Origin of the sequence: Rhodococcus sp. NPDC077669, assembly GCF_040686915.1 — a bacterium.
In the GTDB taxonomy this organism is placed as follows: domain Bacteria; phylum Actinomycetota; class Actinomycetes; order Mycobacteriales; family Mycobacteriaceae; genus Rhodococcoides; species Rhodococcoides fascians.
Genome location: NZ_JBFBMD010000009.1, coordinates 1 through 18,489, shown reverse-complemented (window position 1 = coordinate 18,489; position 18,489 = coordinate 1). Strand labels below are relative to the sequence as shown.

Genomic DNA, 18,489 nt, shown 5'->3' with positions numbered 1-18,489 from the left:
CTCTTGTTCGTCCTCCCGCTCAGTACGTCGAGAAAGTTCGGTCACCCCGTGAAAAAAGGTACGAGGCGCGTCGCTGCCCTCTCGTCGCTGGTTCTTGCTGCAGGTCTGATCACCGCATGTGGTGAGTCCGAGGAGGTGTCGCAGACCGCGGCCACGGGCGGCGACGGCAAGACCGTCTACCCGCTCGTACTCGACAACTGTGGCCAGTCGGTGACCGTCGATGCTCCGCCGCAGCGAGTGGTGTCTCTCGATCAGGATTCCACCGAGATCCTGCTGTCGCTCGGTCTGCAGGATCGCATGGTCGGGACAGCGTCGTGGACGGATCCGATCCGCGAGAATCTCGCCGAGGCGAACGCATCCGTTCCGCGGTTGGCAGACAACGCGCCGACCTACGAGGTGGTGCTCGACACCGACCCGGATTTCGTGACCGCGTCGTTCGGCCGCCATTACAAGCAGGGCGGTGTCGCAGACCGTAGCCGCTTCGCCGAATCGAACATCGAGACGTATCTCGCACCCACCGACTGTGACAACGGCCTGAGCGTCAACGGTGGCAATCCCCGGACGACCCCGTTGACCATGGACGCGCTGTATCAGACCATTCGCGAAACGGCCGAGGTGTTCGACGTCCAGGAACGCGGTGAGAGCTTGATCAGCGAACTGCAAGGCCGTCTGGGCGCGGCCACATCGGGCAACGACAAGACCGGTGAGAGCATCGCGTTCTGGTTCGCAGACACCAAGAGCCCGTACTTCGCCGGCCGCTCCGGAGCGCCTGCCCTCCTCGCCGATCAGGTCGGTGCCACCAACGTCTACTCCGATCTGCAGGACGACTGGGAAGCGGTCGGGTGGGAAACAGTGGTGGACCGCGATCCGTCCGTGCTGGTGCTCGGAGACCTACTCCGCAATCGGTTCCCCGGGGACAAGCTGGAGGACAAGATTGCGTTCCTCGAATCGGACCCGGTCACCAGCACGATGGACGCGGTGAAGAACAAGCGGTACATCTCGCTGCACGGCGCCGAGATGAACCCCTCGATTCGGCTGGTCGACGCCGTCGAGAAGCTGACCGCAGGACTGAACCAGATCGGGCCTCGGTCCTGAGCGCCACCACGGCCGAGCCGAGCGTCTCGGCGAAACGACAGATCGGCCTGCCCGCCGTCATGATCGGCGGGGTTCTTCTTCTGGTCGTCTCCGTGGCGATCGCGATGACGCTCGGGCCGGCGCAGATCTCGTTGGTCAACGTGCGTGACGTCGTGCTCAACCACCTGGGACTGGCGGACATCCCCGTCCGGGTGTCCAAGAACGCGATCGTGTGGGAAGAACGTCTCCCCCGCAGCCTCGTGGCAGCTGCATGCGGCAGCGGCCTCGGGATCTGCGGGGTCATCATGCAGTCGCTGCTCCGCAATCCGCTCGCCGACCCGTTCGTGCTCGGCATCAGTTCCGGCGCGTCCACGGGAGCGGTGCTGGTCGGGATCCTCGGAGTCGGTGGGGCCGCGCTCGGACTGTCCGGTGGCGCGTTCATCGGGGCACTGGTGGCATTCGGACTGGTGCTGCTGCTCGCTCAACTCTCCGGCGGCAACAACGACCGCGTGATTCTGGCCGGAGTGGCGTCGACCCAGTTGTTCTCGGCATTGACATCGTTGGTGATCTTCGCGTTCGCCGATTCCGACGAGACCCGCGGCGTCATGTTCTGGCTGCTGGGCTCGCTCGAGGGTGTTCGCTGGGACGACGTGATTCTGTGCGCGGCAGTCGTCGCGGTCGGGACAGCCGTCTGCTTCTACTATGCATTCGTGCTCGACGCGTTCTCGTTCGGCAACGAGGTGGCGTCCTCACTGGGCATCCCGGTACGCAAGGCTCGCATCGCACTTCTGGTCGTGACCGCCCTCATCACGGCCACCTTGGTGAGTGTGGCAGGGGCGATCGGATTCCTCGGGCTCGTGTTGCCGCATGCAGCGCGGTTCCTCGTCGGCTCGAGGCACGGTCGGCTCGTTCCGGTCACGGCTTTGATCGGGGCGGTCTTCATGGTCTGGGTGGACGCGGTGTCACGCGTCGCGTTCGCGCCGACGCCGCTGCCGGTCGGCGTGGGCACCGCACTGGTGGGCGTCCCGGCATTCATCGCCATCCTGTCCAGACGGAAGAAGGCGTCATGACACTCTCGGCAACCGATGTCACGTGGCGTCGCGGCGGTGCGCTGGTCGTCGACGGGGTGTCCCTCGAGCCCGGCCCGGGCGATACCGTCGGGCTGCTCGGGCCCAACGGATCCGGCAAGTCCTCGCTGCTGCATCTGATGAACGGTGCCGTCAGGCCGACGTCGGGCGTGGTGACCCTCGACGGAACCGAGCTGTCCGCGATGCGGCGCAAGGACGTCGCGAAGATCGTGGCCGTGGTGAGTCAGCACGCCGACACCGACTTCGACATCACCGTCGCCGACGTCGTACGGCTCGGCCGCATTCCCCATCGAGGAGCGTTCGGCGGAGACGCAGCTGCAGATGCGGCGGCCGTGGATTCTGCACTGCGGCATACGGGTCTGGCAGGGAAGGCTCATTGTCTGTGGCATCAGCTGTCCGGCGGAGAACGGCAGCGCGCGCAGATCGCGCGCGCCCTGGCTCAGGAGCCGCGGGAACTGCTGCTCGACGAACCGACCAACCATCTCGACATCCATCATCAGCTCGAATTGCTGGCGCTGGTCGCACGGTTACCCATCACGAGCGTCATCGCACTGCACGATCTGAACCTGGCGGCGATGTTCTGCACGCAACTCGTGGTGTTGTCCGAGGGCCGGGTGGTGGCAGCAGGCGCACCCGCCGACGTACTCACCGAGGAGTTGATCGCGCGGGTGTACCGCGTGCGTGCCCATGTGACCCTCGATGGACCGAACAACAGTCCGTCGATCCGATTCGAGCCCGGCCTCGGGGCGCACGTGTAACTCGACCTGCCGATCGAGTCGACTGGTTTCACCATCGACCATCACCGTCAACATCGCCGAAACATTTCTCGCGCACGATGGTCGCGCCGAAACATGGTGCGATGCGACGGAGATGTCGCCGAGCACGACGGAAACTCGATCGAACGGTGAGCGCATGACAGAACGACCGACCGCAACGGACCGGGAAGCCGAACCCGGTGTACGCCGAAAGCCTTGGTATGCATCGCTTTTCGTGCAGTTACTGATCGGCATAGTCGGAGGCATTGCGATCGGGTGGCTCTGGCCGGGCCTGGGTGCAGACCTCAAACCACTGGCCGACGGCTTCATCAAGCTCATCAAGATGCTGATCGCCCCGATCATCTTCTGCACCGTCGTCATCGGCATCGCCCATGTGGGCGACCTCAAGTCCGTCGGCCGCATCGGCGTCAAGGCCCTGGTCTACTTCGAGCTGATCACGACGTTCGCGCTCGTGTTCGGCCTGGTGGTCGGCAACATCGTCAAGCCGGGCTCCGGGTTCTCCATCGACCCGCAGACCTTGGCCACCGGTGCCGAGGCCGTCGACCAGAAGACCGGCAGCGGCGAATTGCCGCACACCGTGGACTTCTTGCTGAACATCATTCCGACCTCTGTGGTGTCGGCATTCGCGGAGAACGCGCTACTGCAGGTGCTGTTCTTCGCCGTGCTGTTCGGCTTGGCCTTGGCGAAGTTCGGTGAGAAGGGCCCGCCGATCGTGCTCGAACTCGTCGATCACATCAGCCACATCTTCTTCACCATCATCGGTTGGATCATGCGCCTGGCACCCATCGGTGCCTTAGGGGCGATGGCATACATCGTCGGCCAGTACGGCATTTCGTCGCTCGGTAGCTACGGGAAACTGATCGCGTGCTGCTATCTGGCTGCCGTGTTGTTCATTCTCGTTCTCGCGGCCGTCGCGCGGTACTTCGCCGGAGTCAACCTCTGGAAGTTCCTGCGGTACATCAAGGACGAGTTGTTCCTCGCCCTCGGAACGGCGTCGACGGAGGTGGTACTGCCGCGCATCATGGTCAAGCTGACCGAGGCAGGGTGCTCCCGCACGACCACCGGTCTGGTGGTTCCGACGGGATATTCGTTCAACCTCGACGGAGCAACCCTCTATCTGTCGATCTGCATTCTCTTTCTCGCGCAGGCTCTCGGCGTCGACCTGACACTCGGAGAGCAGATCGCTGCGGTGTTGATCCTGATGCTGACCTCCAAAGGCATGGCCGGAGTACCGGGTTCGTCGTTCCTCGCATTGTCGGCGACCGTTGCGGCCATCGGGCACGGGTCCATCCCGGTTGCGGCCGTGGCGTTGCTGCTCGGTGCCGACCGGATCATGGACTACATGCGAGTATCGGTGAACCTTCTCGGCAACTGCGTCGCGACATTCGTCGTGGCGAACTGGGAGGGCCAACTCGACAAAGACCGAATGCGCAGAGTGCTCGACGGTGAGGAGGTACCGCCGTTGGAGGCGATCGAGGAGTCGAAGGACTACGAACCGGTCGGATCCGAGCCGGAATCGGTATCGATCGGGGGAACCTCGAAGGCGAGCAACGCCACGTCGTCCTGAAGTCCGTCACCGAACGAGGCCAACAATTCGGTCAGATCGTCGACGATCTTCGCCGCGGAGGTCCGGCCTCGTTCGGCGGCGAATGCGTGCAGACTGCCGTCGTCGTCGAAACGAGTTCGGCCCGGGCCGACGATCGCCTCGGTCAGCCCGTCGGTGTAGAACGCCAACACGTCACCGGGCTGCATCGTCACCGTCGCCGAGGCGAAGTGCGGTTCGGTGAGGGCTCCGACCAACTGCCCCCCGGTGGTGTCCACGAATTCGACGACGCCGTCGTGCGCGATACGAAGAGCCGGCGGGTGGCCTCCGCTGGCGAGGTGCACCACGGCACCGTCGGGTCCCGGCGCGACGGTACCGAAGACCACGGTGCAGAAACGCGGATCGTCGCCGTGAAACTCGTGGTGGAGCACCGTGTTGAGGTTCTCGAGTACGGCGATCGGATCCCGATCGAAGACCGCTGCGGCCCGCAGCGTGTATCGAGTCAGGGACGTGACGGCAGCCGCGCCCGCTCCTTTTCCGCTCACGTCGCCGAGGAAGAAACCCCACGTCGCGTTGTCGAGGGGAAACACGTCGTAGAAGTCGCCGCCTACTTCGTCGATGGACGCGGGGTGGTAATGGGCCGCCACCTGCATGCCCGTCGGCGCGGACAGGATCGGCGGCAACAGTGTGCGTTGCAGAGTCGACGCCAGAATCTGTACCTGAGTCTTCTCTGCTTCCGCCAACTTGCGGGCTTCCTCCGACGCGCCCAATGCATCCTGAGATCGGTCGAGAGCTGCTTCGGCGTCGTCCTGAGCTGCCTCGGCATATATCCGCGCATCCATCAGGTGCTGCTCGCGGACTCGGCGCTCGGTCTCGTTGTGCAGCGTCATGGTCACCGTCGTCGCACCGGACACCGCTCGCAAACTGTTGGCGAGCATCGACACCGCCGTCTGTGAGCCCGATGCGGGTGCGCCGGTGAGTTGCGCCGTCACTCCGATGGGCGAGTCGGAGTCGGACGACGTGGCTGCCGCGAGCAGTTCGCGCAAAACCGGTGCGAACTCGGGGCTGAAAAGATCCGTGACTGCGGTGCCGACCAGATCGTCCCGACTCAGTGCCGTGATGCGAGCGGCCGCCGCGTTGGCGTAAAGGATGTCGCCGGACGCAACGTCGATCGAAAAAACCCCGCACGGTGCGGAGTCGAGTAGTTCGGCAGCCGAGGCGGTCATGGCTTCTCCTACCAAGATTACGAGGGGCGGCCGGTTGATTCGGCCGTGACTGGGTTCCGCCACACTGCGGTGACCACGGTGCCCAGACCTGGACGGTGGTCGACGGTGAGGTCGTCGGACACTGCCTCGGCGAGCTGAAGCCCGTGGCTTCGTGTGGTCGTCGGTGCCGGCGGACGCCACGTGCCGGTGTCCGAGACGGTGACGGTCAGTGTCTCGCGTTCGTACGCTGCCGTGATCGTCATCGTCCCCGGTTCGGGCGCGGAGCTGTAGGCGTGTTCGACGACGTTGGCCAGGGCTTCGTAGGCCCCGAGAGCGATGTCGTCCACGAGAGTCCGATGCACTCCCAGGTCGAGCGCCCAACCCTGGAGTCGGCGCCGAGCGGCGCTGGCAGCAGCAGCCTCAGCGGTCGCAGTGTGACTCCACCGACTGGCGGGCTGTGAGTGGGACGTCATCGGCCACCCTCACTGTCGACCGCGCTCGACTGCACGTGCGCCACAGCCTCGGGAACGGTGGTGAAGGTGGCCATCACCCGGTCGATTCCGCTGAGCTGAACCGGGCGAACGACCACCCCGTCGACGGCGACCAGTGCCATTCGCGACGATTCGGGCAGCCGGTCGGACACTCGGACCAACACGGTGATGGCGCTCGACGACAGAAAGCTCACATCGGTCATGTCGACCACCAGTCCGCGTTCCGCGGCGTCGGCCGCAGGGAACGCAGCGGCGGACAAGTGGGGGATGGTATCCAGGTCGAGTTCGCCTCTGACTGTGATGACGGTTGTCGCGTCGTGCACATCCGAAACGATCTCGAACTGTCCTCCGGTCGGGTCGTCAGACATACGGCCGAGGTTACCTGTCATCGTGTCCGATTCACGATCCAGGCGCGTCGACGAACAGGTCGCCTGCACCCAGTACGGCGAGGACCATGCGCACCGAACGGGCCGGTGCGTGGATGACGATCTTGCCCGGGTGGGTGTATGTCGCGTCGACGATGGCATTCGCGACTCCCGAGTAGACGAACGACACCTCGGACAAGTCGATCGTGACCACGGAGGAAACGGCGGCCAGGCGATCGAGGCCGTGGACGAACTCGGCCCGGGTCGACATGTCGAGTTCACCGAAGGCGCGCAGGATGTTGTTCCCGTCGGAACGGACGATGGTGTCGAGTCGGAACTCGGCTTCGTCGTCGCGAACGGCGTTGTCCATGGTGGAAATGCTCATCGACATGTCGAGACCTCTTCCGGAGAAGTGCGCGGCCGGCTGGTGTCTCCGCCTGCTCGCTGGTTTGTTGTGTAGTCAACGATGCCAGTGCGAGATGTCGGACGGTGATGTCGACGATCTCGAGTCGGTAACGAAAGATCTCGTTTCGATAACGCCGTCATCGGGTCAGGAATTCGATCAGTGCACTGGTGACTTTCTTTCGCGCCCATCCGCGCGCCCCTCGCTGGCCGAGTGCGGCCCGAGCGGCGTTGGCCCCGGCCGCACCGTGGACTCCGCCCCCGGGGTGGGCGGACGCGGACCCGAGGAACAATCCTTCCACCGGGGTCTCCGCGCGCCCCAATCCTGGCGTGGGACGAAAGATCAACTGCTGCTGCAGTTGTGCGGTACCACCGTTGACCGCACCGCCGTGCAGGTTGGCATCGGCGCCGTGCAGATCACTCGGTCTCTGCACCACCCGTCCCACCACCGAATCGGCGAATCCCGGGGCGTGCTGTTCCAACACCTGATCGACGCGGTCGGCGACGGTCTCGGCGGCCGAGTCGTCGACGACGCCGCGCGGCAGATGTGTGTAGGCCCAAGCGCTTTCGGTGCCCTCGGGCGATCTGGACCGGTCCGCTGTGGTCATCTGGCCGAACAACATGAACGGGCTCTGCGGGAGAACCCCGGTCGTGAGATCGGCCGCCCAATGGACCAGGCCGTTGTCGTCCGCACCGAGGTGGACGGTGCCTGCGTCGGCCAAAGATGCCGAGCGCCAAGGTATTCGACGGTCGAGAGCGTAGTTGACCTTGACCACCGGGGTGTCCCACTCGAACGTACGTAAGTCGTCGTGCACGCGACGCGGGACCGCATCGAAGGGCAGCAACGACCCGTACAGCGCGGGGGCCGACACGTCGGCAACGATCGCTCGACGAGCGCGAAACGTCTCGCCACCTGTCGTGTGCACGGCGCGTGCACGACCGCCCCGCACATCGATGGACTCGACGGGTCGACTGCACGTCAGCACAGCACCCGAGGCCTGGGCCCGGCGAATCAACGCGTCGGTCAATGCCGACGATCCACCTACGGGTGCCGGATACCCGACGTCCTGCGCGAGCATCGTCAGCAGATATCCCATCATTCCGCTCACCGGCGCATCGGTGGGTACGTCGCCGTGCATCGCATTGCCCAGGAGCAGGCACCGCGCGGCCTCGCTGTGGAACAGCTCGTGGGCCATCACCCGTGCAGGCAACGCAGCGAACCGGACGAAGCGCAGTGTCTCGGCGACGCCGAGAGTGCGCGCCAATCGTGCTGCCGGCAGTACCGGTGGAAACGGCCCGAAGAGCGAACCGAGCAGGGGAGTGCGAATACGTTCCCACTGCTCGAACAGGCGCAGCCACGTGTCACCGTCGCGTACGTCGTGCTCACGCAACAGGGCAGCGGTCGCCTCGACGTCGTGATGGACGACCGGAGCGTCGGTGTCCTCCGGGGATCGCGCGTGGCCGTAGACCGTCGGAGAGTGAGACCACGTCAGTCCGTGACGCTCGAGCTCGAGTGCTGTCATGGCGGGCGAGGACACAGCCAGCGGATAGAACGCGCTGAACAGGTCGCTGGTGAATCCAGGAACCAGTTCGGCACTGCGGACGGCACCGCCGGGTAGTTCGGCCGCCTCGAGAATCACGACGTCCCACCCCGCGTCGGCCATCGCCGCGGCGGCGACCAATCCGTTGTGACCGCTACCTATGACGACTGCGTCGACCTCTGTGGTCATCGGGTGATGCTCCTGGGCTCGGTCGCGGTCTTGTTGCTCACAACCCTACCGACGTAGTACAGCGCGATTCCGACTGCGAGCAGCAGCCCGGCGCGGAGCCACGTGGCCGCGGACTGCTGAGTGAGCAGCACGGCGCACGTGATCAACGCCAGGACGGGAAGCGCCGTCGGCGTTCGGAAGTGGTCGGTGTCGGGTCGGTCTCGACGCAGCACGAGCACAGCAATGTTGGTACTGATGAAGACGAACAACAGAAGCAGCACCACCGTTTCGGCGAGTGCGGCCACGGAGCCGGTGGTGCACAACACCATTGCGACCACAGTGGTCGCGACAATGGCCGCCCACGGAGTCTGGCGGCCGGGCAGCACCTTGGCCAGGGCGACCGGAAGCAATCCGTCGCGGGCCATGCCGAAGGTCAATCTCGACGCCATGATCATCGTCAGCAAGGCACCGTTGGCGACGGCCACGAGGGCGACCAGACTGAAGACCCACGGTGGGATTCCGGCGTCGGCGGCGTCGACGACCTCGAGCAGCGGACCGGTGGACTGGGCCAGCGTATCCGCCGGAACGACCGTCGAGACTGCCAGACCGACCAGCACATAGACCACTCCGGCCGTCGTGACGGCTCCGAGCAGAGCCCGGGGATACACCCGCCGCACATCCTCGACCTCCTCGGCGATGTTGGCCGAAGTCTCGAACCCCACGAACGAGTAGAAGGCGAGCAGAGCCGCCCCCAGCACTGCCAGCGTCGGCGTGGTGTCGTCGGTGAATTCGAGCACCCGTGACGGCGCGCCGTCGCCGCGGCTCAGAACGAGCCCGGCCAGGGCGATGATCACGACGAGACCGGACACCTCGATCACCGTCATACCGAGGTTGGCCCGAAGAGATTCGGTGATCCCGCGGGCATTGAGAAGTCCGACGAGAAGTAGGAAAACGACCGCCGCAGGCACGGCGGGCACATCGAGGAACACTGCGAGGTAGTCGCCCGAGAAGGCCAGCGCCAGACCTCCCGCGCTCGTCACGCCAGCCGCGAGCATCGAGAATCCGACGAGGAACGACACTATCGGTCGCCCGAAGGCTCGCTGGGCGAACACCGCCGCCCCGCCCGCTCGGGGGTACTTGGTCACCAATTCGGCGTAGGACGCCGCAGTGAGCAACGCCATCAGGAGAGCGAGAAGCATCGGCAGCCAGATCGCTCCGCCGACCTCACCCGCGATTTCCCCGACGAGAGCGTAGATCCCGGCACCCAGCACGTCACCGAGAATGAAGACGAACAACAACTTGCCCGAGATCGCCCGGCGCAGTGGCGTCGACGACCCGTCGGACTCGGAGCCGTCCGGGTGGACGCTCGGACTGTGGTCGGACGCCATCAGTGCCGATTCCCGCTTCGGGGGCCGGTGCTGGAGACAGATCGAATCGATCGACGAAGTGGGGGAGTCATGGCAATCGCATGCCCGCTGCATTCGGTCTTCAACCGTGTTCGGCCGTTCCGTTGCGGCACAGACGTTTCGGTGAGCGGGCCGTGCCCGACCCGGCAGGTTCTACGGGTTCGATGCGCGCTCCGCCAACAGTGCGAGACGCCTCAGTGCCTCGGAATTTCGGGGGTGAGACAGAGCATGCTGAACCCGGTTGGGCACGAGCTCGAACGGCGGTGTGCTCGCGTGCTCGATCATTTCGATCGTGCAGCCGGTCGCTGTCGGGTGCAACCGGACGGTGATGGAGGCGCGTCCGAACGGCATGGCCCTGGCTTCCAGCTGTAATTCGCGGTTCTCGTGAACGGCGACCGAGCGCGTGACGTCGCTGAGCACGAGCGGCCAGGCCCCGACCGAATGGTGGATGACACTGCCAGGAGCAGGCCACGCCGCGTCGACCGCTCTGATTCGGGATGCACCGACCACCCACATTGCGTAGGACCAGCCATCGGCAAGAACGTTCCACACGTCCTCGCATCGAGCTGTGGTGTCGCGTTTCGTCGTCACGCTCGGACCTCCGTCGTCATCTCGGTACGCCGCTACGCCGAACGAAAAGCGTTGGTATGCCGCCGTTCTCGGGGCACACGTACGGCGGTTGCGCAGTGGGGGACCGGCCTGGACTCGACTCGGATATCGGTGACGCTACCTGCCGCTGAGCCGGGGCACAACGCGGCAGCGGGCCCGGCGCACGCGGCTTCTCGACCACCCGGCGCGGTATGGGGCGTCGGTTGCCATAATGGGCCGATGTCGACAATCGCTTACGTGATCGCAGGTTCGGAAGCCACCGGCGGGGCCGGTCTGCAAGCAGATCTCAAGACGTTCGAGCGGTTGGGGGTCTACGGGGTCGGCACCATCACGTGCATCGTGTCCTTCGATCCGAAGGCCGAATGGGGCCACCGCTTCGTGCCGATCGACAGTTCGGTGATCGCAGATCAAATCGAAGTGGCCACCGCCGCTCACGATCTCGATGTCGTCAAGATCGGCATGCTGGGCACCCCCGCCACCGTCGCCACGGTCGCGGAATCACTGCGCCTGCAGCCGTGGCGTCATGTCGTGGTCGATCCCGTGCTGATCTGCAAGGGGCAGGAACCCGGTGCGGCTCTCGACACCGACAATGCGCTCTGTCGCGACGTTCTTCCGCTGGCCACCGTCATCACACCCAACCTGTTCGAGGCGACGACGCTGTCCGGAATGGACTCCATCGACACCGTCGAGGATCTCGGTGAGGCAGCCAGGAGGATCGCCGACCTCGGCCCCCAGTACGTCGTGGTCAAGGGTGGTGCCGGCCTACCCGGAGACGAAGCCGTCGACGTCGTGTTCGACGGACAGGACCTCACCGTCCTGCGCGCCCCGAAGATCGGCGACGAGAGGGTGTCCGGCGCTGGATGCGTGTTCGCAGCTGCCATCACCGCCGAGCTGGCCAAGGGATCCGGCGTGCTCGACGCAGTGGCCACGGCAAAGGACTTCGCGCATGCCGGCATCGTCGGCCGGTTGTCGAGCCACGCTCCGTTCGCTGCCGTCGCCTGGCAGAACTGAGCCCGCCGGCCCGGATATCGATCACGGGTCTGCCTCGAGTGCTGCGAGGCTTCATGTTTGGACGGGTTCGCCGCGGGGACACTGACGTAATCGACGTGTTCCTGCAGGCCCGGAATGCGTCGCCGGTGAAGCGAACAGCAGTCGAGGAGACACCATGGCCCAACATGACCCCGCCGGCTCCGGTGCCGAAGCGAACGACGACGACCGCACGATGCGCGGGCACGCCGGGGAAGCGATCGTCGACGCGCGCAACTGGCCCGGCTACATCTGTATCGGTCTCGCGCTGGTCAGCCTCGGTCTGACCTTGACTGCGGCCGGCTACGGTTTCGAGGGGTGGGCGTGGACGGGCGCGGTCCTCGCGCCCGTTCTGCTCGTCGCAGGCACGGTTCTGGTGTTGCTCGAGCGTCGCCGGGTCAAGGCACAGGAAGGCAAGAGCCTCACCGACCCTGCGGGGCATTGATCGAGCCCGATCTCGGCAGGGGTGGCACGTCGTCGATCGGCGTCGGCGTGGAACTGGACGAGCTGGCACTCTCGATCGGCGCTGCGCCGTCGATTCGTTCCGTGCGAGTGACCGGGGCAAGCGACGACTCGCGAACGGTTCGTCCCGGTGACCTGTACGTGGCGTTGCCCGGCCGCCGAGCGCACGGCCTCGACTTCGAGCTCGAGGCCAAGGCCCGAGGGGCAGTGGCGGCGTTGTCGGACCGGGCCTCGACGGTTCTGCCGACACTCGTCGTGCCGAACCCGCGCCGCCGGGTCGGGGAGGTGTGCGCTCGAATTCATCGGTTCGCGCACCGAGACCTCGATCTGTACGGGGTCACCGGGACCAACGGCAAGACGAGCACCACCCTGCTGCTCGGAGCCGGGCTCGCTGCGGCGGGCGACTCCGTGGCGACCATGACCGGAATCGGTTTGGCGGGCCCGCGCGGCGCGGAAGAATCGGCCAGAACCACACCCGAGGCCGCCACCGTGCATCGGACTCTGCGCCGTTTCCGGGACGAGGGTGCCACGGCGGTTGCCCTCGAGGTGTCCTCTCACGCCGTCACCGAGCACCGCGTCGACGGCCTCCGTTTCGCGGTAATGGGGTTCCTCAATCTCACGCCGGATCACCTGGATTACCACGGAGACATGGACAGTTACTTCGCCGCGAAGGCCGAACTGTTCTCGGCGCACCGATCGACACGCGCTGTGGTCAACGTCGGCGATCCGCACGGCAAAATCCTGGCGGGACGCCTCGATATTCCCTGTTGGACGTGGTCCACGGCCGATCGCGGTGCCGATGTTCGCGGCGAGAACATCGAGTGCACCGACGTCGGAACGTCCCTGACAGCGCGAACCCCGATGGGCGATGTCGAGATCCGCCTACCTCTGCTGGGTCCGCACCAGGCCGAGAACGCTCTGGCCGCACTGACCATGGCATTGGCGGCCGGCCGCGACATCGCAGCAGTCGCGGCAGGACTCGAACGCCTCGACGCCGTTCCCGGCCGCCTCGAACGTGTCGACGTCGGACAGCCTTTCCTGGCCGTCGTGGACTACATGCACAACACGGCAGGTCAGCGGGCGCTGCTGCCGTTCGTCCGCAGCGTGGTCTCGGGTCGACTGATCGTCGTCGTCGGGGCAACGGGCGAACGTGACCCGGGTAAGCGGTTTCCACTCGGGCGAACGGCAGCCACGTTGGCCGATGTGGTGATCGTCAGCGACGAGAGTCCGCTGTCGGAGGACCCCGGCACCATCCGAGCCGCAGTGGAAGAGGGCGCTCGGGCTGCACGCTCAGCGGTGGTGGTAGTCGAAGCCGACCGCCGGCGTGCCGTGGAGCATGCTGTGGCCATTGCTCAGCCCGGGGATGCCGTGGTCGTGGCGGGCCGGGGCTGCGATGCCGAACAAGTGTACGGCGACCACATCCTGCGATTCGACGACCGTGAGGTGTTGCGCGACGTCCTCGCCGCCCACGTCGCGCGGAGTTGAACGCGTTACCGCTACTGCGCTGCGGACGTACGTTTCCGAGCGGATTTGTCTGCTCGACGCTGCGCGAACCTGCCGGCGGACTTGAGGGCCTTGGATACGACATTGGCTCTGCCCGTTCGCTTTTCGAGGCTCACGCCGGCAAATGCCAGGAGCCGGGCAGCAATGGGCAAGCCGATCGCGACGACAAGGTAGCGGTAAAGATACTTGCGGGCCAGCAGCGGGATCATGCGGGAAGTCCTGTCGTGGGGGAGGTTGTCAGCGGACGGCCCGTCGAACCTTGACTGCTGCTGTTGCCGTCAGCGCGATGATCGCTCCGACGACGGCTGCACCGAGCATTGCGACGCCCTGCCCGAGATCGAAGTTCCAGCCGAGGAAGTTGATCGTGCTGTGAACGGTGTTCTGCAGCACGAAGATGACCAGTGCCGCAACGAGCACGACCGTGACGAGGAGGGCCAACTTCGAGGCGAATCCGCCGCGGCGCTTGGTGGTTGTGGTGTCCGATGTTGCAATCATGAGGGTTCCGTTCCGAGAAGTGGGGGGTGAGCAGAAACCAAGTGCCGCCGATCGCGGTGACCGGCGGCACTCGATGCGGGGCTGCTGGTTACTTGAAGGTGTCCTTGATGTTCTCGCCGACCTTCTTGACGCCGGCCGAACCCTGATCCTTCTTGCCCTCGGCTTCGAGGTCCTTGTTGTTGGTTGCGTCGCCGACAACTTCCTTCGCCTTGCCGATGGCGTCTTCTGCTGCGTTCTTGGCCTTGTCGATGAAGCTCATGGTGTGCACCTTTCGGGTGGCTGTGATTGTTGGTAACGGATACTTAGTCGGTTTTCGACGCCGAAAGCAAACGTCACGGGAAAGTGATCTACATCACTCGAGCGACCGCGGCGTTCAGGTGAGGGAGACCAGCTCGGTGATGTCGTCGTGCGGAAGCTCGCCGTCGACCACGGCTGTGACGACGGAACTGTTCAGCGTGATGGCACCCTTGTGGTTGTCCAGGAATGCGGTATCGGCGGCATCGCGGCCTACCGAAATGCGAACCAGAGTGGACCGCGGTGCCAGGCACGTGGCGTCGACGACACGCCACTGGCCGCCGACGAACGCCTCGGCGACGGCATGGAAATCCATCGGATCGCATCCGGGCGCGTACACGGCCACGAGGCGGGCAGGAACATTGACAGCGCGGAGCATCGCGACGACCAGATGCGAGTAGTCGCGGCACACTCCCTGGCCTGCAAGCAGCGTGTCGACGGCTCCGTCGATCGGATCACTGCTTCCTGGAACGTAATTCAGGCGCGCGCCCACCCAGGCGGAGATCTTGGCCAGCAGTTCCTCGGAATCGGCGTAGTCGCCGAATTCTGTTGCGGCGAAACCGTAGAACTTGTCGGCCTCGGCGTAACGGCTGGGCCGAAGGTAGAGCGACATGTCGTAGTCGGTGACGGGGGCCGGGGTGGTGTTGCCCAGGATGGTGGCGTCGTACGAGACCTGCAAGTTGCCGACGTCGGCGGGCATGACGTGAATGCGGTTGCCGTGCGGTCCGCTGACCTCCTTCGCCTCGACGGGATTGCCGTCGAGAACAAAGGAGAGTGACTCGGTGACCGTCGTACCGGGATGCGGTGCGATGGCGATCTGAAATTCGAGAGTGGTGGCGGCGGTGATGTCTACATCGAGGCGCGCGGATACGTCGCGTTTGAGCATGAGGACTCCTGGCAGGTGGGGGCGGGTGAACGAGCTGCCAGTACCCGTATCCGCCGAAACCAATCGCCCCTGGTCACCGAGTGATCAACGCCACCCCAGTGCGGGGGCCACGTCGCGCAGCAGCGTCTCCAGAACGTGTGCGCAGTACTCCACACCCAACTGGTTCGGGACGGTGAGCAGCAGAGTATCCGCGGCGGCGATCGCCTCGTCCGCTGCCAGTTCTTCGATCAGCCGATCGGGCTCACCCGCGTAGGTCTTGCCGAAACGAGCCTTGCCGCCGTCGAGGTAGCCGACTTGGTCGTCGCCGCTGCCCTCTCGGCCGAAGTAGGCGCGGTCGAGATCGTTGACGATCGGAAAGATGCTGCGGCTCACGGATGTTCGAGGAGCGAAGTCGTGGCCCGCGTCGCTCCACGTCTTGTGGAAGCGTTCGATCTGTTCGGCTTGCAACTGATGGAAAGGCACCCCGGTGTCTTCGCTGAGAAGTGTGGAGCTCATCAGATTCATGCCCTGGCGCGCCGTCCACTCGGCCGTCTCGCGGGTGCCTGCGCCCCACCAGATGCGTTGGCGCAGACCCGGTGCGTGAGGTTCGAGGCGCAGCAGGCCAGGCGGGTTGGGGAACATCGGCCGCGGGTTCGGCTGAGCGAAGCCCTTGCCTTCCAGCAGGTCGAGGTAGATGCGGGTGTGCTCGCGAGCCATGTCTGCGTGGTCGGAGCCCTCCGCGGGGGAGTATCCGAAGTGGCGGTACCCCTCGATGACCTGTTCGGGCGATCCCCGGCTCACGCCGAGTTGCAACCGCCCGCCCGAGATGAGGTCGGCAGAGCCGGAATCCTCGGCCATGTAGAAGGGATTCTCGTACCGCATGTCGATGACGCCGGTACCGATTTCGATGGTGCTCGTCCTGGCTCCGACGGCGGCGAGCAGCGGAAACGGTGACGAGAGCTGATTGGCGAAGTGATGGACGCGGTAGTACGCGCCATCGGCTCCGAGTTCCTCGGCCGCGACCGCGAGGTCGATCGACTGCAACAGCACATCCGATGCCGATCGGGTCTGCGACTGCGGGGACGGTGACCAGTGTCCGAAGGACAGAAATCCGATCTTCTTCATCGTGCGCTCTTTCGTTGAAGGATCAACTATGTTCGTACGACTCAGCGCTCAGCCGGGTCGATTCATTCCCCGGTGCCGGCACTACGCCCCGATACCCGCCGTCAACAACTTCGCCAGTTCGAGGTAGGCGTCGCCGTCACTCAGACCGGTCAGGCGGAACACCTCGCGCGTCTGGATGCGCACCATGACCGAGGATGCGACGTCACCGACGAATGCCGCATGGACGTCGCGTACCTCGCCACTCGCCACACCCTCGCTGATCAGCTCCTGGACCCGTCGTGCCGCGATTGCGGTGTTGCGTTCGTACACCGAACGGGCCGATTCGAGCGACGCGAGATCGGTCATGAATTGCTCGGACGCCGATTCCAGAGCGGCACCGACTGCGGTGAGATACGTGGTGATGCGGTTGCGGGTTCCGTCGACCTCGGCGACCGCATTCTCGACCTGGGTGGTCATGGACTTGAAGTAGTGCACGGTTGCGCCGCCCACCAGCTGATCCTTGCTCGACGCCAACGTGTACAAGGTGGATTTGGAGCAGCGGAGGCGAGCCGCGATGGTGTCGAGCGTCAGGTGAGCGAACCCCTCGGCCAAGAACAGGCTGACGAGTTGGTCGAACAATTCCGAACGGCGAGCCGTGGCATGCGAGGTCACGGGTGCGTTCACATCCAGGATGGTACTGCATCGTCTTGTGCAGTACTGTGCATCAGTACTGCGGATCATTCTTCAGTACTGATGCCGAACATCCCGGAGGTTCTAGTGCCCGTCGCTCGTCTGTTGCCCACCGCCGAAGCGCGCGACCTTCTCGCGCTGACCCGCGATGTGGCAGACAAGGTGCTCGACCCGATCGTCGACGAACACGAGCGCAACGAGACCTATCCGACGGGAGTGTTCGCCACTCTCGGCGAAGCCGGACTGTTGAGCCTGCCGTACGCGGAGGAATGGGGCGGCGGAGGTCAGCCGTACGAGGTGTACCTCCAAGTACTCGAGGAATTGGCATCACGATGGGCGGCCGTTGCAGTCGCGGTGAGCGTGCACGGTTTGGCCTGCTATCCCGTAATGGCGTTCGGTACCGATCAGCAGAAGGCCGAGAAGCTTCCCGACATGCTCGGCGGGTCGCAGATCGGTGCCTATTCGCTGTCCGAGGCGCAGGCCGGTTCCGACGCAGCGGCCCTGGGTTGCAAGGCGAGCGCGGCCGACGGTGGGTACACGGTCAACGGGTCCAAAGCATGGATCACCCACGGCGGTGTTGCTGATTTCTACAACCTGTTCGCCCGCACCGGCGAAGGCTCCAAAGGGATCTCGTGTTTTCTCGTTCCCGACGGGACCGAAGGCCTCAGTTTTGGCAAGCCCGAGGAGAAGATGGGGTTGCATGCGATCCCGACCACGTCGGCGCACTACGACAACGTGCACGTTCCCACCGAATGGCGCATCGGAGCGGAAGGTCAAGGACTGCAGATCGCCTTCAGTGCGCTGGACGCCGGAAGGCTCGGAATCGCCGCTGTCGCAGTCGGAATCGCCCAGGCTGCACTCGACGATGCCGTGAAGTACGCGCAGGAACGCACTGCGTTCGGCAAGAAGATCATCGACCATCAGGGTCTGGGGTTCGTGCTGGCGGACATGGCCGCCGCAGTCGACTCCGCACGCGCGACCTATCTCGACGCGGCTCGCCGTCGGGACGCCGGACTTCCTTACTCCCGCAACGCTTCTGTGGCCAAGCTGATCGCTACCGATGCGGCCATGAAGGTGACGACCGACGCCGTGCAGGTGTTCGGCGGGTACGGCTACACCAGAGACTTCCGCGTCGAGCGCTACATGCGCGACGCCAAGATCACGCAGATCTTCGAGGGCACCAACCAGATTCAGCGTCTCGTCATCGCCCGATCACTCGCGACCAACTGACCATCCGCACCTTGCTTTCCACACACACGTAGGGGACATCTGCATGACGACAACCGAACCCGATATCCATACCACTGCGGGTAAATTGGCCGATCTTCGTAAACGTCTGGGGGCTGCGGAGATGCCGTCGGGTGAGGCGGCGGTGGAGCGGG

21 protein-coding genes are annotated in these 18,489 nt (G+C 65.0%); 8 read left to right on the top strand and 13 right to left on the bottom strand.

Annotation, left to right across the window (positions count from 1 at the left end; genetic code table 11):
- Nucleotides 1-48 precede the first annotated feature (48 nt).
- The 4 genes from AB0P23_RS13020 to dctA all read left to right on the top strand — a co-directional run bounded on the left by AB0P23_RS13020 (nucleotide 49) and on the right by dctA (nucleotide 4,505).
- Nucleotides 49-1,095 (top strand): ABC transporter substrate-binding protein, encoded by a 1,047-nt coding sequence (locus AB0P23_RS13020; protein WP_363797800.1) that lies wholly within the window; start codon nucleotides 49-51, stop codon nucleotides 1,093-1,095.
- Nucleotides 1,096-1,154: 59 nt separating this feature from the next.
- Nucleotides 1,155-2,144 carry an iron chelate uptake ABC transporter family permease subunit gene (locus AB0P23_RS13015; protein WP_080729059.1) on the top strand — a complete coding sequence of 330 codons (990 nt, stop codon included), beginning with the start codon at nucleotides 1,155-1,157 and terminating at the stop codon, nucleotides 2,142-2,144.
- Nucleotides 2,141-2,920, top strand: coding sequence for an ABC transporter ATP-binding protein (locus AB0P23_RS13010; RefSeq protein WP_027496184.1), 780 nt, complete (start codon nucleotides 2,141-2,143; stop codon nucleotides 2,918-2,920). The genes AB0P23_RS13015 and AB0P23_RS13010 overlap by 4 nt, the downstream gene beginning before the upstream one ends.
- Nucleotides 2,921-3,074: 154 nt before the next feature.
- On the top strand, nucleotides 3,075-4,505 hold the full coding sequence (gene dctA / locus AB0P23_RS13005; protein WP_363797797.1) for a C4-dicarboxylate transporter DctA: 1,431 nt from the start codon (nucleotides 3,075-3,077) through the stop codon (nucleotides 4,503-4,505).
- Here the strand turns inward: dctA and AB0P23_RS13000 are convergent.
- The 7 genes from AB0P23_RS13000 to AB0P23_RS12970 all read right to left on the bottom strand — a co-directional run bounded on the left by AB0P23_RS13000 (nucleotide 4,427) and on the right by AB0P23_RS12970 (nucleotide 10,650).
- On the bottom strand, nucleotides 4,427-5,707 hold the full coding sequence (locus AB0P23_RS13000; RefSeq protein ID WP_072692246.1) for a SpoIIE family protein phosphatase: 1,281 nt from the start codon (nucleotides 5,705-5,707) through the stop codon (nucleotides 4,427-4,429). The genes dctA and AB0P23_RS13000 overlap by 79 nt on opposite strands.
- A gap of 17 nt (nucleotides 5,708-5,724) precedes the next feature.
- Complete coding sequence (locus AB0P23_RS12995; protein ID WP_032368860.1) at nucleotides 5,725-6,159, bottom strand: ATP-binding protein; 435 nt, start codon at nucleotides 6,157-6,159, stop codon at nucleotides 5,725-5,727.
- A complete protein-coding gene (locus AB0P23_RS12990) occupies nucleotides 6,156-6,545 on the bottom strand; it encodes an STAS domain-containing protein (protein WP_027496186.1) in 390 nt (129 codons plus the stop codon). Before AB0P23_RS12990 ends, AB0P23_RS12995 begins: the two co-directional genes overlap by 4 nt.
- Before the next feature lie 31 nt (nucleotides 6,546-6,576).
- Nucleotides 6,577-6,927: an STAS domain-containing protein gene (locus AB0P23_RS12985; RefSeq protein ID WP_363797795.1), complete on the bottom strand. Its 351-nt coding sequence runs from the start codon at nucleotides 6,925-6,927 to the stop codon at nucleotides 6,577-6,579.
- 157 nt (nucleotides 6,928-7,084) lie between these two features.
- Nucleotides 7,085-8,674: an NAD(P)/FAD-dependent oxidoreductase gene (locus AB0P23_RS12980; RefSeq protein ID WP_363797793.1), complete on the bottom strand. Its 1,590-nt coding sequence runs from the start codon at nucleotides 8,672-8,674 to the stop codon at nucleotides 7,085-7,087.
- A complete protein-coding gene (locus AB0P23_RS12975) occupies nucleotides 8,671-10,041 on the bottom strand; it encodes an APC family permease (RefSeq protein ID WP_094623313.1) in 1,371 nt (456 codons plus the stop codon). Before AB0P23_RS12975 ends, AB0P23_RS12980 begins: the two co-directional genes overlap by 4 nt.
- A gap of 171 nt (nucleotides 10,042-10,212) precedes the next feature.
- Nucleotides 10,213-10,650 (bottom strand): SRPBCC family protein, encoded by a 438-nt coding sequence (locus AB0P23_RS12970; protein ID WP_027496188.1) that lies wholly within the window; start codon nucleotides 10,648-10,650, stop codon nucleotides 10,213-10,215.
- 237 nt (nucleotides 10,651-10,887) lie between these two features.
- Here AB0P23_RS12970 and AB0P23_RS12965 point away from each other — a divergent pair, with 237 nt between their 5' ends.
- The 3 genes from AB0P23_RS12965 to AB0P23_RS12955 all read left to right on the top strand — a co-directional run bounded on the left by AB0P23_RS12965 (nucleotide 10,888) and on the right by AB0P23_RS12955 (nucleotide 13,641).
- Complete coding sequence (locus AB0P23_RS12965; RefSeq protein WP_032401220.1) at nucleotides 10,888-11,679, top strand: hydroxymethylpyrimidine/phosphomethylpyrimidine kinase; 792 nt, start codon at nucleotides 10,888-10,890, stop codon at nucleotides 11,677-11,679.
- 154 nt (nucleotides 11,680-11,833) lie between these two features.
- Nucleotides 11,834-12,139 (top strand): membrane protein, encoded by a 306-nt coding sequence (locus AB0P23_RS12960; RefSeq protein WP_027496190.1) that lies wholly within the window; start codon nucleotides 11,834-11,836, stop codon nucleotides 12,137-12,139.
- Nucleotides 12,136-13,641: a UDP-N-acetylmuramoyl-L-alanyl-D-glutamate--2,6-diaminopimelate ligase gene (locus AB0P23_RS12955; protein WP_363797792.1), complete on the top strand. Its 1,506-nt coding sequence runs from the start codon at nucleotides 12,136-12,138 to the stop codon at nucleotides 13,639-13,641. The genes AB0P23_RS12960 and AB0P23_RS12955 overlap by 4 nt, the downstream gene beginning before the upstream one ends.
- A gap of 11 nt (nucleotides 13,642-13,652) precedes the next feature.
- Here AB0P23_RS12955 and AB0P23_RS12950 read toward each other — a convergent pair whose 3' ends face one another.
- The 6 genes from AB0P23_RS12950 to AB0P23_RS12925 form a co-directional block, all read right to left on the bottom strand.
- Nucleotides 13,653-13,868 carry a hypothetical protein gene (locus AB0P23_RS12950; protein WP_027496191.1) on the bottom strand — a complete coding sequence of 72 codons (216 nt, stop codon included), beginning with the start codon at nucleotides 13,866-13,868 and terminating at the stop codon, nucleotides 13,653-13,655.
- 28 nt (nucleotides 13,869-13,896) lie between these two features.
- On the bottom strand, nucleotides 13,897-14,154 hold the full coding sequence (locus AB0P23_RS12945; protein WP_174557318.1) for a lipopolysaccharide assembly protein LapA domain-containing protein: 258 nt from the start codon (nucleotides 14,152-14,154) through the stop codon (nucleotides 13,897-13,899).
- Between the two features lie 88 nt (nucleotides 14,155-14,242).
- Nucleotides 14,243-14,413 carry a CsbD family protein gene (locus AB0P23_RS12940; RefSeq protein WP_027495724.1) on the bottom strand — a complete coding sequence of 57 codons (171 nt, stop codon included), beginning with the start codon at nucleotides 14,411-14,413 and terminating at the stop codon, nucleotides 14,243-14,245.
- A 114-nt stretch (nucleotides 14,414-14,527) separates the two neighbouring features.
- Entirely contained in the window at nucleotides 14,528-15,334 is an 807-nt protein-coding gene (locus AB0P23_RS12935) for a transglutaminase family protein (RefSeq protein ID WP_027496193.1), read from the bottom strand.
- 84 nt (nucleotides 15,335-15,418) lie between these two features.
- A complete protein-coding gene (locus tag AB0P23_RS12930) occupies nucleotides 15,419-16,438 on the bottom strand; it encodes an LLM class flavin-dependent oxidoreductase (protein WP_027496194.1) in 1,020 nt (339 codons plus the stop codon).
- An 81-nt stretch (nucleotides 16,439-16,519) separates the two neighbouring features.
- Nucleotides 16,520-17,101, bottom strand: coding sequence for a TetR/AcrR family transcriptional regulator (locus AB0P23_RS12925; RefSeq protein WP_230074079.1), 582 nt, complete (start codon nucleotides 17,099-17,101; stop codon nucleotides 16,520-16,522).
- Between the two features lie 93 nt (nucleotides 17,102-17,194).
- Between AB0P23_RS12925 and AB0P23_RS12920 the strand changes: the two genes are divergently transcribed.
- A complete protein-coding gene (locus tag AB0P23_RS12920) occupies nucleotides 17,195-18,337 on the top strand; it encodes an acyl-CoA dehydrogenase family protein (protein WP_363797883.1) in 1,143 nt (380 codons plus the stop codon).
- The last annotated feature ends 152 nt before the right edge of the window (nucleotides 18,338-18,489 follow it).

Coding starts and splice junctions, on each gene's coding strand:
- AB0P23_RS13015 (WP_080729059.1), top strand. CDS start 1,155: ATGATCGGCGGGGTTCTTCTTCTGGTCGTCTCCGTGGCGATCGCGATG.
- AB0P23_RS13010 (WP_027496184.1), top strand. CDS start 2,141: ATGACACTCTCGGCAACCGATGTCACGTGGCGTCGCGGCGGTGCGCTG.
- dctA (WP_363797797.1), top strand. CDS start 3,075: ATGACAGAACGACCGACCGCAACGGACCGGGAAGCCGAACCCGGTGTA.
- AB0P23_RS13000 (WP_072692246.1), bottom strand. CDS start 5,707: ATGACCGCCTCGGCTGCCGAACTACTCGACTCCGCACCGTGCGGGGTT.
- AB0P23_RS12995 (WP_032368860.1), bottom strand. CDS start 6,159: ATGACGTCCCACTCACAGCCCGCCAGTCGGTGGAGTCACACTGCGACC.
- AB0P23_RS12990 (WP_027496186.1), bottom strand. CDS start 6,545: ATGTCTGACGACCCGACCGGAGGACAGTTCGAGATCGTTTCGGATGTG.
- AB0P23_RS12985 (WP_363797795.1), bottom strand. CDS start 6,927: ATGAGCATTTCCACCATGGACAACGCCGTTCGCGACGACGAAGCCGAG.
- AB0P23_RS12980 (WP_363797793.1), bottom strand. CDS start 8,674: ATGACCACAGAGGTCGACGCAGTCGTCATAGGTAGCGGTCACAACGGA.
- AB0P23_RS12975 (WP_094623313.1), bottom strand. CDS start 10,041: ATGGCGTCCGACCACAGTCCGAGCGTCCACCCGGACGGCTCCGAGTCC.
- AB0P23_RS12965 (WP_032401220.1), top strand. CDS start 10,888: ATGTCGACAATCGCTTACGTGATCGCAGGTTCGGAAGCCACCGGCGGG.
- AB0P23_RS12960 (WP_027496190.1), top strand. CDS start 11,834: ATGGCCCAACATGACCCCGCCGGCTCCGGTGCCGAAGCGAACGACGAC.
- AB0P23_RS12950 (WP_027496191.1), bottom strand. CDS start 13,868: ATGATCCCGCTGCTGGCCCGCAAGTATCTTTACCGCTACCTTGTCGTC.
- AB0P23_RS12945 (WP_174557318.1), bottom strand. CDS start 14,154: ATGATTGCAACATCGGACACCACAACCACCAAGCGCCGCGGCGGATTC.
- AB0P23_RS12940 (WP_027495724.1), bottom strand. CDS start 14,413: ATGAGCTTCATCGACAAGGCCAAGAACGCAGCAGAAGACGCCATCGGC.
- AB0P23_RS12935 (WP_027496193.1), bottom strand. CDS start 15,334: ATGCTCAAACGCGACGTATCCGCGCGCCTCGATGTAGACATCACCGCC.
- AB0P23_RS12930 (WP_027496194.1), bottom strand. CDS start 16,438: ATGAAGAAGATCGGATTTCTGTCCTTCGGACACTGGTCACCGTCCCCG.